Raw genomic sequence first — 16,372 nt, forward strand, 5'->3', positions numbered from 1 at the left:
GCATGTCACTTCAAACTATTTGATTACAAATACAATATTGACAAAAGAGCAGGACGTTGCCGTTCCTACCACATCATATTTCAATATGCCGTTGGTATCAATACTTACATTGCTCAATACGGTATTGTCAAAATCGGTTACATAATAATAGAGATCTGAGGCATTGGCAAAGAAAGGTATTGCGCCCGGAGCTCCTGTACTTGAGACTTTTGGGGTAGAAAATTGTGTCTTATAAAGCTGGAACAAGTCTTTTGTTCTTCCCGTCCCTAAAGCAGATGTATCAATGCTGATGGACGGCATATAGAAGAATTTAACAATATTACCGCTGATCGGAATCCAGTTGGGACTGGAAGGTGTTCCGATATTCTGGGTTAATGCCTGTCTTTGGAGATCATAAACCAGCAAACCGTTTGCCGGAGCTGCTATTGTTGACAGATTGGAAATTCTTGGGATCAGTACCCCCTTAGTGGTATTGGCAACATCTAATGCTGCGCTTTTATCAGGATCAGAAATCCCAATTCCTACCTGTGCAAAAAGGAAACTACCGGCACATAATGCCGCAGCAACGAATAATTTTTCTACTTTCATTTTTGTTTTGTTTTATGTAAATATAAAATAATTTACTACATAAAACTCTTATTTTTTAATAATTTTTAAAAAGAACGATAATTTTGATATAAACTCGCAAATATCCTTTATTATTCAATGATTACACATAATCAAATTACTCTCTAAAATTAGACTTAATGTATATAATTCTAATTTATCTAAACTTTAAAAATCAACTTTCAATAAAAAAAATAACAAAAATAAAATGAAAAAACACCAATAACCAATTACCAATAGAAAAGAGATAAAATAATTAAAAACTAAATAAAAATTCAACCATTAAAATAAAAACATGCAAATAGTTATAGTGAAATACGATATTTAATGATCATTAATTAAAAAAGAAATGGGGCAAAAAAAAGACCGTTTCAAAAGAAACGGTCTTTACTAATTTATTGTAGTTTGTATTACTTTGAAGCTAGCTCTTCTTTTGCAGAAGTAGACTTTCCATGTACCTCTTCTTCTTTTCCTGTTTTCAGGAAGTCGTAAGCAATTGCAGACGCAACAAAGATAGATGAGTAAGTACCGAATCCAATACCAATTAACATTGCAAACATGAATCCTCTCAGGTTATCACCACCGAAAATGAAGATCGCAAGGATAACCAAAATCGTAGTAAATGAGGTGTTGAATGTTCTACCTAATGTACTTGAAATAGAGTCATCAAAAAGACCTGCTAATGTTAAAGATTTTTTCTCTCTCAGGTATTCTCTAATTCTGTCGAAGATAATTACCGTATCGTTGATTGAGTATCCCAATACCGTAAGAATCGCAGCGATGAAATCCTGATTGATCTCCATGTTGAATGGCATATATTTGTGAAGCAATGAATATGCTCCTAAAATAATTACCGCATCATGGAATAGAGCAGCAACCGCTCCAAGGGAGAACTGCCATTTTCTAAATCTTACCAAGATATAGACAAAGATCATTGCTAATGCAGCTAATACCGCATAGATACCGTGAGTCTGAATATCATCAGCTACAGAAGGTCCTACTTTCTCAGAAGAAACAATTCCTGCGTGGTCTTTATCAGCAGATTTGAAATCTTTCAATGTAGTTCCTGCCGGTAAGTTTGATTTTAAACCTTCAAATAATTTCTGTTCAATAATCTGGTCAGCTTTTAAAGATTCATCTTCGATAAGGTAATCTGTAGAAATCTTTAATTGTTTGTTGTTTCCAAAAGTTTTAGCTTCTACAGAAGAGTTTTTACCATCTTCTGTTTTGAATAATGCTACTAATTTGTCTTCAACATCTTCAGCTTTTACATCTTTATCAAATCTTACCACATAGTTTCTACCACCGGTAAAGTCGATACCGTATTTGAAACCGTGAGTTGCAATTGAAATGATACAAATAACTGTAAGAACAGCAGAAACAATGTATGCATATTTTCTCTTTCCAATGAAATCGATCCATGTATTTCTGAATAGATTCTTCGTAGCCGGAGTCCAAACAGAAAGTCCTTTCCCTTTATTTAATCTTGAGAAGATCATTACTCTTGAAAGCAATACGGACGTAAACAAGGTCATTAAAATACCGATCATTAACGTCAATGCAAAACCTTTGATAGGTCCTGTTCCGAAGAAGAACAATACAACCGCCGTTAAGAATGTTGTCGTGTGACCGTCAATAATCGCATTCAATGCATGTTTGAAACCATCTTTATAGGCTTCAAGAATACTTTTTCCTGCAAATAATTCTTCTTTGGTTCTTTCATAAATGATAACGTTCGTATCGACCGCAACTGCCATCGTAAGAACGATACCCGCGATACCTGGAAGCGTAAGGGTAAAGTCACCCGAATCCATAATACCGAAAATATAGAATAAGTTGATTACCATTGCAATTACCGCATAAACACCAGCTCCACCGTAGTAGAAAATGATATAAACAATAATAATTGCGAATGCAATAATAAACGACATTAAACCAGAGTCAATAGCCTCCTGCCCTAAAGATGGACCTACAACGGTAGCCTGAACTACTTTTGCTCCTGCAGGCAATTTACCAGCCCCTAAAACATCTACTAATTCTTTAGCTTCTTCCTGAGAGAAGTTACCAGAGATCTGAGTTCTACCGTTAGGGATAGCATTTACAACGTTAGGAGCGGTGTATACTCTGTTATCAAGAGTTACTGCAACAGGTTTCCCTACGTTTTTCTCCGTTAATGTTTTCCATTCTTTTGCTCCTTTGGAGTCCATCTGCATGTCTACCACTACTCTGCTTAGTTCGTCGTAGCTGATATTTGCAGTTTCTACAGCACCGTCTACCGGAGCTTTTTGGTTAATGTTACCTCTGATTGCATACAATACTAAGCTTTCAGCATCTGTAGCTTCAGGTTTGTAACCCCACATGAACTGTGTATATTTAATGTTAGCCGGACGTAAAGACTGACCTACTTTGCTGTTTAAAATTTTATTTACAACTGCAGTATCAGATAATTTTACGTTAGCAACACCATTCGTTCTTAATTTGTCAAGCTGTAAAAGGCTCATGAAGTTCACATTTTTTGCTACTCCCATAGAATCTCCTTTTGCAGCAACCATAGTGGTCAACGTTTGGAAATAAGGTGCAATTTCAGGAACCTGCTGTACTTCCCAGAACTGAAGTTTTGCGGAAGTCTGAAGCATTTTCTTCACTTTGTCGATATCCTTCATACCAGGCATCTCCACAGAAATCCTTGCCGTACCAGGTACTCTTTGAACGTTTGGCTGGATGGCTCCAAGCTTATCAATTCTCGTTCTGATAACCTCAAAAGCTGTTCCTACAGACGCATCAATTTTTCTTTTAACAATGCTTTTCACCTGCTCATCAGGAGTGTTGTACTTCACCTCAGTAAGGGTTGTGTTTCCGAAAATTTCCGGATCTGCCAACTTAAGGTTTGTTCCTTTAGCTTTGTTAATTACATCGAACTGTTCGAAGAAATTGTCGATGTAAGGTCTTGTAGAATTCTTCTGTGCTTCATCAGTTTTGTTTAAAGCCTCAATCAGAACAGGATTTGTAGAATAATTGGTTAAATCATTCACAAGATCTCTTTGGTTAATCTCCAAAAGAACGTTGATCCCTCCTTTCAAGTCAAGACCAAGTTTCATTTCCTTGTCTTTGGCTTTAGTGTAATAAAGTTTTGTGAATCCTAAATTCAAAGTATCCTTAGAAAGTCTTGCGATTTCTTTTTGATACTTCTCCGGATTGTCTCCTGCAATAGCAGTTGCCTGCTTTTCAATTTTGCTGGCGTACCATGTTGGTAATAGCTCGTTTAAGCAAATCAACCCTAGTACAATAGCGACAATTGTAATAAGTCCTTTTCCTTGCATTTTGTTATAACTACGTTAAATTAAGTCGGCAAATATAATGATTTTCTTGTATTTTATGAATTTTTAACAACAGAAATGGTTTATTTCCAGATATATTGGTATTGTGATTTCTATTTAAGATTTAACAATTTTTTCATGCTATCATAATGAAGTTTTCAAAATATGATTGGTATAAAATTTTCATTCACTTCACCAACACACTAACTATCACAATATTATGAGAAAACTACTTTTTTGCATCAGTACTTTTTCTTCCTTAATTGTTAATTCTCAAAGCCTTAATTTGGAAGAATTTGCCACGGGACTTACCAGTCCTGTAGAGATTACGAACGCCAATGACAGCCGGCTTTTTGTTGTACAACAGAACGGTATCATTAAAATTATTCAACCCAATGGGACAATTAATCCCATTAATTTCCTGAATATCGGAACGAAAATTGTTTTTGGTGGCGAAAGAGGCCTTCTTGGCCTTGCATTTCATCCTCAATATCCTGCTAACGGATATTTTTTTGTGTATTATAACAATCCTTCAGGAAATATTATCGTCGCAAGGTACAGTGTAAGTTCAACAGATCCCAATGTTGCCGATCCCGATTCAGAAAAAATCCTTCTGAATATTCCCAAACCATTCGACAATCACAACGGAGGAAGCATTCATTTTGCTCCTGACGGAAAACTATGGATCATTACCGGAGACGGAGGAAGTGGTGGCGACCCCAACAATAATGCTCAAAACAAAAATGTTCTGCTTGGAAAAATGTTGAGAATAGATGTAGATGCTACTGGTCCTTACAATATTCCGCCAGACAATCCTTTTGCAGGAGCCGGAGTAGCTGGTGCCGATGAAATATGGGCATATGGCCTCAGAAATGCATGGAAATTCTCTTTTGATCTGACTACCGGAAATGCAATGATTGCCGATGTAGGACAAGGAGCTATTGAGGAAATCAACAAAATGCCGATTACTCAGGCTGGCCTGAACTATGGATGGCGCTGTTATGAAGGAAATGATTCTTACAATCCAGCAGGATGCGCTGCACAGTCTACCATGACCTTTCCTATTGCAGTTTATGATCATTCCGGAGGAAAATGTTCTATAACGGGCGGTTATGTCTACAGAGGAACTCAATATCCTTCACTTCAGGGAAAATATTTCTTCGCAGATTACTGTTCTACCCAAATTGGAATGTTGGATAGCAATAATGCCATCACCTGGACGACTCCTTATTCCGGAAATAACTTTTCTACTTTCGGAGAAGACTATCAAAAAGGATTATATGTAGCCGCCGTGAACAGTGGAAAAATCTTTAAAATATCAACGGGAACTCTGGCTACTCAGGAAAATACGTTAGCCAGCATTAAAATCTATCCTAATCCTGCTTCAAAAGAGATTTTTGTTGAGGGTATGAAAGATAAAAAAGCAACCCTGGAAATCATCAGTGCGGAAGGAAGAAAAGTACTGGAAACCAATCAGATTACGAATGGTAAAAGTATTAATATCTCCCATATCCCTGCCGGAGTATATTATATCAATCTAAAATCCGGAGAACTGAAGTCTTACAGTCAGAAATTGATTATTAAATAGTAATACCTGGCTGTAAACGCAAACGGAACGCAAAGGTTTTTAAAATTCTATGAAAAAGGATCGCCAAGGTGTTTCACTAAGCAAAAAATTTCACTAAACACAATGGGCTTGCGGACAAAAAGATAAATCAAATTATAAAATCTTTTCGAACTTTGTGTTTAAATAAAATAAGCCCATAGGTCAATAAAAAAGCGGTTCAGATCTGAACCGCTTTTGTTTTATATTGTCATTGAGAAAATTCTTGTTTCCGGCTTATTCCTCATCATTCTCAGGTCAAAAACCATTGCCACATTTCTTGTGAATGCTCTCCCGGCTTCTGTAATTTTAACTTCAGTTCCGTTGATCTCAACCAACCCGTCATTTTCCATTTCTTTCAACATTTCCAGTGCATTTTCAAGCTCAGGGAAAGAGTTGTTGATATCAAAAGTGGTTTCAAGCTGACACATCAGATTCAGAATATGTCTTCTTACGATCAGATCTTCTTTACTCAGAACGTGTCCTTTTACAACAGGAATTTCACCTTCTTCAACCATCTTCTGATATTCTTCCACAGTTTTTACATTCTGTGCAAAGGCATACCATGAATCTGATATCGCAGACATACCAAGCCCTACCATCAGCTGGGTTTTGCTTGAAGTATAGCCCATGAAATTTCTGTGAAGTGTTTTATGAATCAAAGACTGGTACAGATCATCATGTTCAAGAGAAAAATGATCCATCCCTACTTCAATATATCCTAAATCCTGAAGAAGTTTTTTACCATCTTCATACAAACGGCGTTTTTCTTCACCGCTTGGCAGGTCATTTTCATCAAAACCTCTCTGTCCCACTCCTTTTACCCATGGAACGTGTGCATAAGAATAAAAAGCTAATCTATCAGGTTTCAATTCCATTGTCTTTCTGATCGTGTGTTCCATAGCCTCCCAATTCTGGTGTGGCAATCCGAAAACCAGATCATGGCTGATTCCTCTATACCCGATTTCCTTGGCCCATTCAGTAACGTTTTTTACGTTTTCGAACGGCTGGATTCTGTTGATTGCTTTCTGAACTTTAGGATCATAATCCTGAACCCCAAAACTTACTCTTCTGAAACCAAGATCATACAATCTCTGAAGATGTTCTTTTGTGGTATTGTTAGGATGTCCTTCAAAAGAAAATTCCGGGTGTTCTGCAATGTCTACTGTTGAGAAGATTCCTTCTAACAATGTTCTTAAGTTTTCAGGAGAGAAAAACGTAGGAGTACCGCCTCCCAAGTGTAATTCTTTCAGTTTAGGTCTTTCGTTGAAAAGATCAAGATATAATTTCCATTCTTTTAAAACACTTTCCAGATAAGGAACTTCAACACTATGTTGTTTTGTAATACGCTTATGGCATGCACAGAACGTACACAAAGCCTCACAGAAAGGTAAATGGATATAAATAGAAATTCCCTCCTCTGCATTGCTCTCATGAAAAGACCTGATTACGGTTTCCTTCCATTTTTCCGGTGAAAATGTTGATTCATCCCAATATGGAACGGTAGGATAAGAAGTGTAACGCGGTCCGGGAATATTATACTTATCTATTAAAGAGTTCATTTTGAAAATTAAAATTTTATAAGGGTATGAAATTTTACCTCATTAAAATTTCATCTTACAAAATTAACCATAAGTTATGAATTTTAACCTATGAATTATATTAGGTTCTATTTTATAATGAGTCTAAATACGTATGATCAGGCTTTTGACCAATAGTGATAAATTCTATCTCTGCTATTTAAAATTTTAATTTCATAACAGCAATTTTATTATTTCCGGCAAGAACAACCTTGTTACCATCAATCCATTGGCAGACAAAGAAGCCTTTCTCATCAGAAATTTTCTTCCATGTCTTCCCAAAATCAGAGGAATAGCTGATATGTTTGTCTCCCACTGCAACAATCTCTTTCCCTTTGGAACCCGGTTTTATTTTCACACAGGTTGTATAGCCTGCATTCTGCCCTGAAGCCTGAATCTGCCAGGTTTCACCACCATCATTCGTGGTGGCAATATTATTGATATTGGCATCTTGCTTTGTATAATCACCTCCTACAGCAATCCCGAAATGGTCTTCAAAAAAATCGATGGAATACATTCCCTGTGAAGACTCTCCCTGAATGAAAGGGGTTTCAATAATCTTCCAGTCCAATACTTTCTGCTTAAAGATCCTGGAAGCCTTCCCACCTGTTGCAATCCAGAGGATGTCCTTGTAGGAAGCAATATTGGTATTGCTGGCGGCAAATGCGGCTTCACCTTCCTTTAGTTTTACTTTCTCGTGATTACCCATTGGAGGATTCCATGTCTCGTACATTTTCTTATGAGGGAATAACAATGCCAGCTTCATCAAAAGATTTTTATCAGGATCACTGAACGTTATCCCGTATCCATCCTTTACAAAATGTAAAGCGTCATAAAAAGCAGTTTTAGCAGTATCTTTAAAGACAATCTGTGATTTCAGATCTTTTTTATCAATTTTAAAGAAGTAAGCAGGACTTTCAATGTTGATGGCATAGAAAGAGGTTTTATCCTGTGCCAACGTCCTGAACTGAAGTTTATCTTCGGAAAGTTTTATCTGCTTCTGATTTTTATAATCTTTCAGATCTACAAACCCGAATTTAGAATCTGTACCGCTATACCAGACCTTATTCTCATATAACTCAAGTGCTCTGATACTGATTTTATCAGTAAGAATTGTTTCAATGCTTTCCACCTGTTGGGAAAATGCAGTAAGTCCTAAGGACAGAAATAAAAGGGTGAAAATATTTTTCATATTATAATCTTTGGGACAAAAAAAACCGCCGAAGCGGTTTATATTATTATTAATCTTGGTTCTGATATTTTTCAGGATTGTTCAATTTACTGTTTGATTTTCCGTAAAGGAAGTATACTAAACCTCCTAAGAACAACCATACTGCGGAAAGTTCCAATGCATGAGCACTTAGGTTAAAGATCAAGTAAATATTGATGAATACACCCAATGCTACTACTATTTTATAAGCAGGAACTTTGAAAGGTCTGATCAAATTAGGTTCTTTTTTTCTCATTACCCAAACAGCAATACAAACCAGTGTAAATGCAAAGAGGGTTCCGAAACTTGTCATATCTGCCAATGTCGAAATTGGTGTAAATGCAGCAATCAATGCGACTACAACTCCTAGCAAAATGATCCCTTTATAAGGGGTTTTTGTTTTTGGATGAAGATCACCAAAGAATCTAGGAATCAATCCGTCTTTTGCCATTCCGATGAATATTCTTGACTGTCCCATCATCATTACCATTACTACAGAAATTAATCCTACAGTAGCTGCAATTGTGACAACATTACTCGCCCAGTGTTTTCCGGCAATTTCGAAAGCATACGCTACAGGAGCTTTAATAGCATCAGGATATTTCCCTTCAGGATTAAAGTCTGTATAATGCATCATCCCTGTCAATACAAGAGATACGCAGATATACAAAGCCGTACACACTAATAATGAAGCAATAATTGCAAAAGGAACATCTTTTTTAGGATTAATAGCCTCTCCAGCCTGTGTAGAAACAGCATCAAAACCAATATAAGCAAAGAAAATAGCAGCTGCTCCGGAAATAATACCTTTAATACCATAAGCGGAGACCAGATCACCTTCAGAGTTTTTAATCTGTATTGGATCTGGAATAAAAGGCTTCCAGTTTTTAACACCATCTACAGCGTTATAAAGATCAGTATTAGAGAAAATAATATACACCCCAGCGATAATTACAAAAATAACGGCAGAAGTTTTCATTAATACGATCAGGTTATTAGCTCCTGCTGCTTCTTTAGTCCCTTTTACCAATAATGCTGTAATTAAAAGAACAAGAATGAATGCAGGCAGGTTCATTGAAAAACCATCTCCGGTATAACTTGAAGGATCTGATGTCAGATAGGCAGGTAAATGAATATTAAAAATTTTCAAAAACTTGTTAAAATATCCGGACCAACTCACGGAGACGGCCATACTCGCCATGGCATACTCGAGGATGAGGCACCACCCCATGGCCCATGCAAAAATTTCTCCTACAGTTCCATACGCATAAGCATAAGCTGAACCTTCTACAGGAATAATGGATGCGAACTCTGCATAACATAATGCAGCAAAAACACAGGCAATACCTGCAATGATAAAGGAAATGGCAAGTGCTGGTCCTGCATGATAATAGGCTCCCGTTCCCGTAAGAACAAAGATTCCACCACCGATGATAGCACCCACTCCAATTGCTGTTAAACTCCATTTTCCAAGGACTTTTTTCAGCTCACTTTTCTTCATATCTGCCTCATAGGCACTTAGTGGCTTTTTAACCCAAATTTTCGACATGTTTTTTTATTTATTAAGGATTTACGAAAATATAAAAAATTTAGAAACTCTCACGTTAATCGTTAAAATTTCATCATTTATTTTACATTAAAGACTTTAAAAACCTGACCAGCACCTTATTCATAGTATTTCACCAACATGAAGTTTTCCCGTTCTGATTCTCAACCACAGAACCAGGAAGTCAGTAATAATACAAATATGCCGTAATCTATATTCTTACAAAAAAAAAGAATGTAGAGATATATCATGATGGTTGTAGTTTGAAAACGTCGGTAATGTCATTATAATCTTACAACCTCTTTACCGTCCTAAATAAACAGAATTTCTGAGTAATCATCACTTCCCCATTGAATTTTCACAAATCGGAAAACTTTGCAGGAACGATATTATATTTGATAACCTGTAAGGAACTTCTAAAAAAAGTAAAATTTCTTTATTTTTGAGGGTATGAATTTATATGATCTTTTCATAAAGCCTTATGAAGGCTATGATACTTTACAGATTATGTTGGAAACTTCGGGAGCCATCTTAGGAACTCTGAGTGTGTATTTTTCGATAAAAAAGAACATCTGGGTATATCCTACCGGCATTATTTCTACGCTGATCTATGTTTATATTCTTTTCAATTTCGGTCTGCTAGGAGACTGCCTGATCAACGTTTATTATACTGTAATGAGTATCTACGGATGGATTTTATGGGCCAGGAATTCAGAAGATCATATTCATGTTGATGTCACCTGGGCTCTCAAAAAAGAATGGATCTATGCCGGCTTGCTTTTTATACTGAGTCTGGCACTTGTTACCCTTATTTACTATTACAAACCTTATATTGATAATCAATTTTCTATGGAAGGAACCAGTCTCGGATTGTATCATCTGGACTGGGCAAACTGGATGGATGTTTTCACAACCTCAATATTTTTGGTAGGAATGTGGTTGATGGCCAAACAGCGCATTGAGAGCTGGATTTTCTGGATTATCGGGGATCTAATTTGCATTCCTATGATGATTTTTAAGGGACTTGGAATCACTTCGGTGCAATATTTGGTATTTACTATAATGGCTATCTTAGGATACGTCAATTGGAAAAAAAGTTTTAAAGAAAAAAAAGTACAATAAAGTCATGAAAAATTTATTTAAAATAGCAGTCAGTATTTTTGCTATTGCCAGTTTAACATCTTGTTTAGCATATACCGACGGATACGGAAGCAATAATGGAGGTTATGGTTATGGTGATCCTTACTATAACAATGGGTATTATTATGCTCCTTCCGGATATTACGGAAATGGAGGATATTATGGTAATGACGGCTATTATTACAGAAACAACGTTAATTACTACTATGATAATGGAATTCCTTATTACTATGACAATTATAATAACTCCAGAAGAAAAGTCTATGTAGAAAGAAGATCTTCTTCTTCTTCAAGACCTCAAAACGGATTCCAGAATACACGTACAACGAACAGTAACGGTTCATATAATAATAGCGGAGGATTCAATAATAATAGAAACTCCAACAGCAACAGTGGATTCAGAAACCAAAATAGTGGTTCTCAAAACAATCAGGGTAATCAAAACAACAGCGGATTCAGAAACTCCAACAGTAACAGCGGATTCAGAAATCAAAGCAGCGGCAATCAGAGCAACCAGGGAAGCCAGAATAACAGTGGTTTCAGAAATTCCGGAAGCAGCAGCAGATCAGAATCTTCAGGTGGTGGATTCAGAAACAGCTCAGGCAGCCAAAGCAGCAGTTCCAACAGTTCCAGCAGACAGCAAAGCAGTGGCGGAGGCTTTAGATAAAACGATTATAAATAACAAAACGAACAGTTAACACTGTTCGTTTTTCATTTAAAATATAGTAATTTTGCTGCTTCATTTAACAAAAAAATATGGAATTTTATAAATATCAGGGAACAGGAAATGATTTTGTAATGGTAGACAACCGTGATCTGCAGTTTACTAAAGATAAAGGCCTTATTGAAAAATTATGTGACAGACGCTTCGGAATTGGTGCTGACGGTCTTATTCTATTGGAAAACGATCCTGACTATGATTTCAAAATGGTGTACTACAATTCTGACGGAGGAGAAAGTACTATGTGCGGAAACGGAGGAAGATGTCTTGTTGCTTTTGCTTTTTTCCTGGACATTTTTGAAGATAAATGCAAATTCATTGCAACAGACGGCGAACATGAAGCTGAAATCCATAACGGGATCATTAAATTAAAAATGATCAATGTAGATACCGTTTCACATGACGGAAATGACTTCGTTCTGAATACCGGATCTCCCCATTATGTAAAATATGTAGAAAACCTGAAGGATTATCCCGTGTATGACGAAGGATATGGCATCAGAAATTCTGAAAAATATAAAGAAAAAGGAATCAATGTGAACTTTATAGAAAAAATTTCCGATAATGAGATTTTTGTAAGAACCTATGAACGAGGCGTTGAGGACGAAACTTACAGTTGTGGAACAGGAGTTACAGCTTCTGCTTTAACTTTTCTGCAAAAACATAATCTAACCTCTGTAAAAGTTAAAACTTTAGGCGGAAATCTTAAAGTATATGCTGAAAAAAGCGGTGATGCTTTCCAGAACATTTGGCTGGAAGGTCCTGCAAAGCAAGTTTTTAGAGGTAAGACTGATCTTCTTTAAAAACAAAAAACTTTTAATCAACATTTATAAGAATGAAAAAAGCAATTCTCATTGTCATTCTGCTGATTTTTGTAGTCGCAGGATTTTTTGGTTTGAGATTTTATAATAAATATTTAGGGAATAATGTAGAAAAGGACGGTTATGTCCTGATTCCTCACAGAGCAGGCTTTAAACAGATCCTAGACTCTATTGCTCCTTATATTAAAGACAGGGAGTCATTTGAAGCGGTAGCTAAAGAGAAAGGTCTTGATACCAATTTTAAAGCAGGGCGTTATCATATCGAACGGGGAACAGGCAACAAGAACCTTGTCAATATGATCAAAGCAGGTAACCAAGCCGCAAATTCTTACAGAATCGGTGATTTTGGGGATATGTATCAAATGATCGGTAAGGTGACTAAAAAAACAGAAATTGATTCACTGCATTTTGTGAATGATCTGGATGCCGTTGCGCAGGAGAAAGGCTATAAAAATGTTGAAGATTTAAAAAAATACTTTTTCATTGATACTTATAATTTTTTCTGGACGGTAAGCCCAAGAGAATTTTTTTCCAAGTTCGAGAATCAGTATAATGATTTCTGGACGAGCGAAAGAAAAAACAAAGAACAGCAGTCTGGCCTTACAAGAGATCAGATTTATGCCTTGGCTTCTATTGTTTATAAGGAGTCCGGAGGAAAAAAGGATGAAATGAAAACGATTGCCGGATTATATTTAAACCGTTACAGAAAAGGAATGAAGCTTCAGTCTGATCCTACGGTAATCTATGCAATCAATAAGCAGACTAATTTTAAAGAACCTATAAAAAGGGTATTATATAAGCATTTATCTACACCATCACCTTATAACACGTATGCCAATGCTGGGATTCCTCCGGGGCCTATCTGCGTAGTGGATAAAAATTCAGTAGATGCTGTTTTAAATGCTGAAAACAACAATTATATATTTATGTGTGCTGACCCAGCAAGATTTGGATACCATAAGTTTACAGCAAGTGCAGAAGAGCACGCGGTGAATGCAAAAGCTTATCAGGACTGGCTCAACTCAAAAAATATAAAATAAGTTTAGAAAGCACCTCAAAATTTATACAGTTAGAAAAAAACATAAAACCATAATGTTTTGAAGATCAAATTGATATGGACATTCAAAATATTAAGGGTTATTCTTTCACGATCTTATACAAAAAAATAACCTATGAAGAATAAGACAGAAATTGTCAATATTTTCACCAGAAAAACGTTAGGACTTACATTAGTACTTTCAGCAGCAGCGATGGCTTTTGCACAGGAGAAGGCTGGAGTTTCAGGAATCATTGTCAACAAAAAAAATCAGCCGGTTCCTTACGCTTCTGTAACTTTCAGTAATAAAGCGAACAAAACGTTAAGTGATGCTGTACTGACTGATGAAAAGGGACAGTATCAGCTTCAGCTTATGCCGGGAGATTATGATATTACCGTAGAAGCGATTGATTACAAAAAAAGTGTAGTCAGCAAAAATATTGCTGCAGCAGGGAATATCGGGGCGCTATCTATTGAAGCAGAGCCTACCTCTACTGTGGATGGTAAAACAAAAGAAATACAAGGTGTTGTTATTACCGCTTCAGCAGCCAAACCTTATAAAGTAGAACTTGACAAAAAAACATATGATCCTTCACAGGACATCGTGAGCAAAGGAGGAAACCTTCAGGATGTTTTAACGAATGTTCCTTCAGTTTCTGTAGATACAGACGGAACCGTTTCTATGAGAGGAAGTACCAATGTAAAATTTCTGATCAATGGTAAACCTTCTGCCCTATTGGGAATTGACGATGGAGCCAATGCATTACAAAGTATTCCTGCTGACCAGATTGAAAGAATTGAGGTAATTACCAACCCTTCTTCTAAATTTGAAGCGAGTGGAACATCCGGTATTCTGAATATCATCCTTAAAAAAAGCAAAAAAGTTGGATTTAACGGAAGCGTGGTAGGATCGTTAGGATATTTTCCAAGAACTTCTCTTAATACCAACCTAAGCTGGAGAAAAAACAACTGGACCTGGTTTCTGAACGGTGGCGGTGGCTACACAGAAAATAAAACCAAGAATAATTCGGAAACGACTTATCATAACCTTACATTCCCTAAAATCCTTCCTTTTCAGCAGCCCAACGATGTTCTTGCACATCAGTTGCAGAACTCAACCAATAAAACTTATAATAAAAATTATAATGTAAGTGCCGGTTTTGTACATGACTTATCTGATAAGACATCAATCAATTTCACAGGATTGGTGAGAACATTTGAAGGAGACGGAAATGAACTTCTGGATACTTATGACAGCTTTTACAGGTTCTTCAGAGATTCCCCGGACCCAAGCACTATTGCAGGGCAATGGAATTTATTAAACCCTACCGGAAGAAGAGATTCTAAAAGTGTATTCAATAATCTTGCTTTCCAGGGAGATTTGGGATTGGATCACAAATTTGATGATAAAGGACAGAATTTAGCCGTATCATTGAGCTTGCAAAAGAACAGAAGTAATAATAATGCAGACATTCTTGAAACCTATGACCTTCGTCCTGATGTGCAAGATGTTACACGAAGACATTCATCAAGCAAAACAATCATTGGTAAGGCTGATTATGAACTACCAATAGGAGAAAAATCAAAGCTTGAAGCAGGATACAGATTGGATGTTAATGATAATACGTATGATAACTTTGTAAGCAGTACTTCCAACAATCCATATATTCCTAGCTATAACAACAATACCGACTATAAGGAAGTTTTCAATGCTTTCTATTTGCAGTTTAAAAGTAAAATCGGAGAAAAATTTGCTTATCAGCTGGGATTAAGAGATGAGCTTTCAAATGTAAGCATCAATTATATCAATCAAAATCCTAATGACAAAAGGATCGATAAAACTAAAAACTACAATAATTTATTTCCGAGTGTATTCTTAAGCTATGATGTTTCTAAAAACAATCAGATTTTGCTTAATTATTCCCGCAGAATAGACAGACCAAGATCATTCTTCATGGTTCCTTTCCCAAATTACAGCAACAGCCAGAATATTTTTGAAGGAAACATAGATTTGAACCCATCGTATGTAGATTCATTTGAAGTAGGATATAATATTACGAGAAAAAAGTTTACCATTAATCCTACCCTATACTACAGACATGCCACTGATGATACTAAAATGCTAGTATACAGACCTGATGAAAGCCTGGGAGTATTCTATACAAAACCGATCAACTTAGGAAGTGATGATCGTTACGGTTTGGACCTGAACTTCACCTACGATCCTTTCGCCTGGTTGAAAATAATGGGAAGTCTTGACATGTTCGGATATAAAACCAGCGGAATTGCTTATTATGATGCTATTGATAAAAATAAGCAGCAGCAAACCCGTAATATGGATTTTACAGGAAACGGATTTTCTACCAGAGCACGTCTGAATACAACATTCAGGCTTGACAAAACGTTAAGCGTACAATTGCAAGGATTCTATAGAGGGGCGCAGAAATCGGCCAACCAAAATACTCAGGATATGTATGCGCTGAACCTTGGTGCTTCTAAAACAATATGGAAAGGAGACGGAACAATTTCCTTCAATATTCAGGATATATTCAACACAAGAAGCAGAGAAGTATTCAGTTTCAATGAGGATTATACACGAAGAAACTATATGCAATGGCAGCCAAGACAGTTTGCTATATCATTAACTTACAGATTCAAGCAGGGAGAGAAAATTGAACAGCCTAAAAAGAAAAAGGATATCAATTCCAATGCAGCAGGAGACGACCAGCAAGGCGGTCCAATGTAATACAACAAAAAATCCCGAAAGTTACTTTCGGGATTTTTTTATTCCT

At 36.4% G+C, this 16,372-nt stretch carries 11 protein-coding genes; 6 read left to right on the top strand and 5 right to left on the bottom strand.

The features are described 5' to 3' along the window. Positions 1–15 precede the first annotated feature (15 nt). Both JOE44_RS08140 and secD read right to left on the bottom strand, forming a co-directional pair. Positions 16–588 carry a hypothetical protein gene (locus JOE44_RS08140; protein WP_209785147.1) on the bottom strand — a complete coding sequence of 191 codons (573 nt, stop codon included), beginning with the start codon at positions 586–588 and terminating at the stop codon, positions 16–18. A gap of 428 nt (positions 589–1,016) precedes the next feature. Then, on the bottom strand, positions 1,017–3,926 hold the full coding sequence (secD, locus tag JOE44_RS08145) for a protein translocase subunit SecD (RefSeq protein ID WP_209785148.1): 2,910 nt from the start codon (positions 3,924–3,926) through the stop codon (positions 1,017–1,019). A gap of 217 nt (positions 3,927–4,143) precedes the next feature. On the opposite strand from secD, the gene JOE44_RS08150 reads away from it, so the two are divergent. Beyond that, complete coding sequence (locus tag JOE44_RS08150; protein WP_209785149.1) at positions 4,144–5,511, top strand: PQQ-dependent sugar dehydrogenase; 1,368 nt, start codon at positions 4,144–4,146, stop codon at positions 5,509–5,511. A 218-nt stretch (positions 5,512–5,729) separates the two neighbouring features. On the opposite strand, the gene hemN is transcribed toward JOE44_RS08150, so the two are convergent. The 3 genes from hemN to JOE44_RS08165 form a co-directional block, all read right to left on the bottom strand. Beyond that, positions 5,730–7,088, bottom strand: coding sequence for an oxygen-independent coproporphyrinogen III oxidase (gene hemN / locus JOE44_RS08155; protein WP_209785150.1), 1,359 nt, complete (start codon positions 7,086–7,088; stop codon positions 5,730–5,732). Positions 7,089–7,266: 178 nt separating this feature from the next. Then, on the bottom strand, positions 7,267–8,298 hold the full coding sequence (locus JOE44_RS08160) for a glycosyl hydrolase (protein WP_209785151.1): 1,032 nt from the start codon (positions 8,296–8,298) through the stop codon (positions 7,267–7,269). A gap of 49 nt (positions 8,299–8,347) precedes the next feature. Beyond that, entirely contained in the window at positions 8,348–9,865 is a 1,518-nt protein-coding gene (locus JOE44_RS08165; RefSeq protein WP_209785152.1) for an amino acid permease, read from the bottom strand. Between the two features lie 447 nt (positions 9,866–10,312). Between JOE44_RS08165 and pnuC the strand changes: the two genes are divergently transcribed. From pnuC to JOE44_RS08190, 5 genes are all read left to right on the top strand, one after another. Continuing rightward, positions 10,313–10,984 (top strand): nicotinamide riboside transporter PnuC, encoded by a 672-nt coding sequence (gene pnuC / locus JOE44_RS08170; RefSeq protein WP_209785153.1) that lies wholly within the window; start codon positions 10,313–10,315, stop codon positions 10,982–10,984. A 4-nt stretch (positions 10,985–10,988) separates the two neighbouring features. Continuing rightward, positions 10,989–11,669 carry a hypothetical protein gene (locus tag JOE44_RS08175; protein WP_209785154.1) on the top strand — a complete coding sequence of 227 codons (681 nt, stop codon included), beginning with the start codon at positions 10,989–10,991 and terminating at the stop codon, positions 11,667–11,669. Between the two features lie 89 nt (positions 11,670–11,758). Further along, positions 11,759–12,526, top strand: a complete 768-nt coding sequence (dapF, locus tag JOE44_RS08180; protein ID WP_209785155.1) for a diaminopimelate epimerase — start codon at positions 11,759–11,761, stop codon at positions 12,524–12,526. Between the two features lie 32 nt (positions 12,527–12,558). Continuing rightward, positions 12,559–13,584, top strand: a complete 1,026-nt coding sequence (gene mltG, locus JOE44_RS08185) for an endolytic transglycosylase MltG (RefSeq protein ID WP_209785156.1) — start codon at positions 12,559–12,561, stop codon at positions 13,582–13,584. A 132-nt stretch (positions 13,585–13,716) separates the two neighbouring features. Continuing rightward, on the top strand, positions 13,717–16,326 hold the full coding sequence (locus tag JOE44_RS08190; protein ID WP_209785157.1) for a TonB-dependent receptor: 2,610 nt from the start codon (positions 13,717–13,719) through the stop codon (positions 16,324–16,326). Positions 16,327–16,372 lie beyond the last annotated feature (46 nt).

Source organism: Chryseobacterium sp. PvR013 (assembly GCF_017833095.1).
GTDB classification, from domain to species: domain Bacteria; phylum Bacteroidota; class Bacteroidia; order Flavobacteriales; family Weeksellaceae; genus Chryseobacterium; species Chryseobacterium culicis_A.

Excerpts from the sequence above, each read along its gene's own strand:
- JOE44_RS08140 (WP_209785147.1), bottom strand. The coding sequence starts at position 588 with ATGAAAGTAGAAAAATTATTCGTTGCTGCGGCATTATGTGCCGGTAGT.
- secD (WP_209785148.1), bottom strand. The coding sequence starts at position 3,926 with ATGCAAGGAAAAGGACTTATTACAATTGTCGCTATTGTACTAGGGTTG.
- JOE44_RS08150 (WP_209785149.1), top strand. The coding sequence starts at position 4,144 with ATGAGAAAACTACTTTTTTGCATCAGTACTTTTTCTTCCTTAATTGTT.
- hemN (WP_209785150.1), bottom strand. The coding sequence starts at position 7,088 with ATGAACTCTTTAATAGATAAGTATAATATTCCCGGACCGCGTTACACT.
- JOE44_RS08160 (WP_209785151.1), bottom strand. The coding sequence starts at position 8,298 with ATGAAAAATATTTTCACCCTTTTATTTCTGTCCTTAGGACTTACTGCA.
- JOE44_RS08165 (WP_209785152.1), bottom strand. The coding sequence starts at position 9,865 with ATGTCGAAAATTTGGGTTAAAAAGCCACTAAGTGCCTATGAGGCAGAT.
- pnuC (WP_209785153.1), top strand. The coding sequence starts at position 10,313 with ATGAATTTATATGATCTTTTCATAAAGCCTTATGAAGGCTATGATACT.
- JOE44_RS08175 (WP_209785154.1), top strand. The coding sequence starts at position 10,989 with ATGAAAAATTTATTTAAAATAGCAGTCAGTATTTTTGCTATTGCCAGT.
- dapF (WP_209785155.1), top strand. The coding sequence starts at position 11,759 with ATGGAATTTTATAAATATCAGGGAACAGGAAATGATTTTGTAATGGTA.
- mltG (WP_209785156.1), top strand. The coding sequence starts at position 12,559 with ATGAAAAAAGCAATTCTCATTGTCATTCTGCTGATTTTTGTAGTCGCA.
- JOE44_RS08190 (WP_209785157.1), top strand. The coding sequence starts at position 13,717 with ATGAAGAATAAGACAGAAATTGTCAATATTTTCACCAGAAAAACGTTA.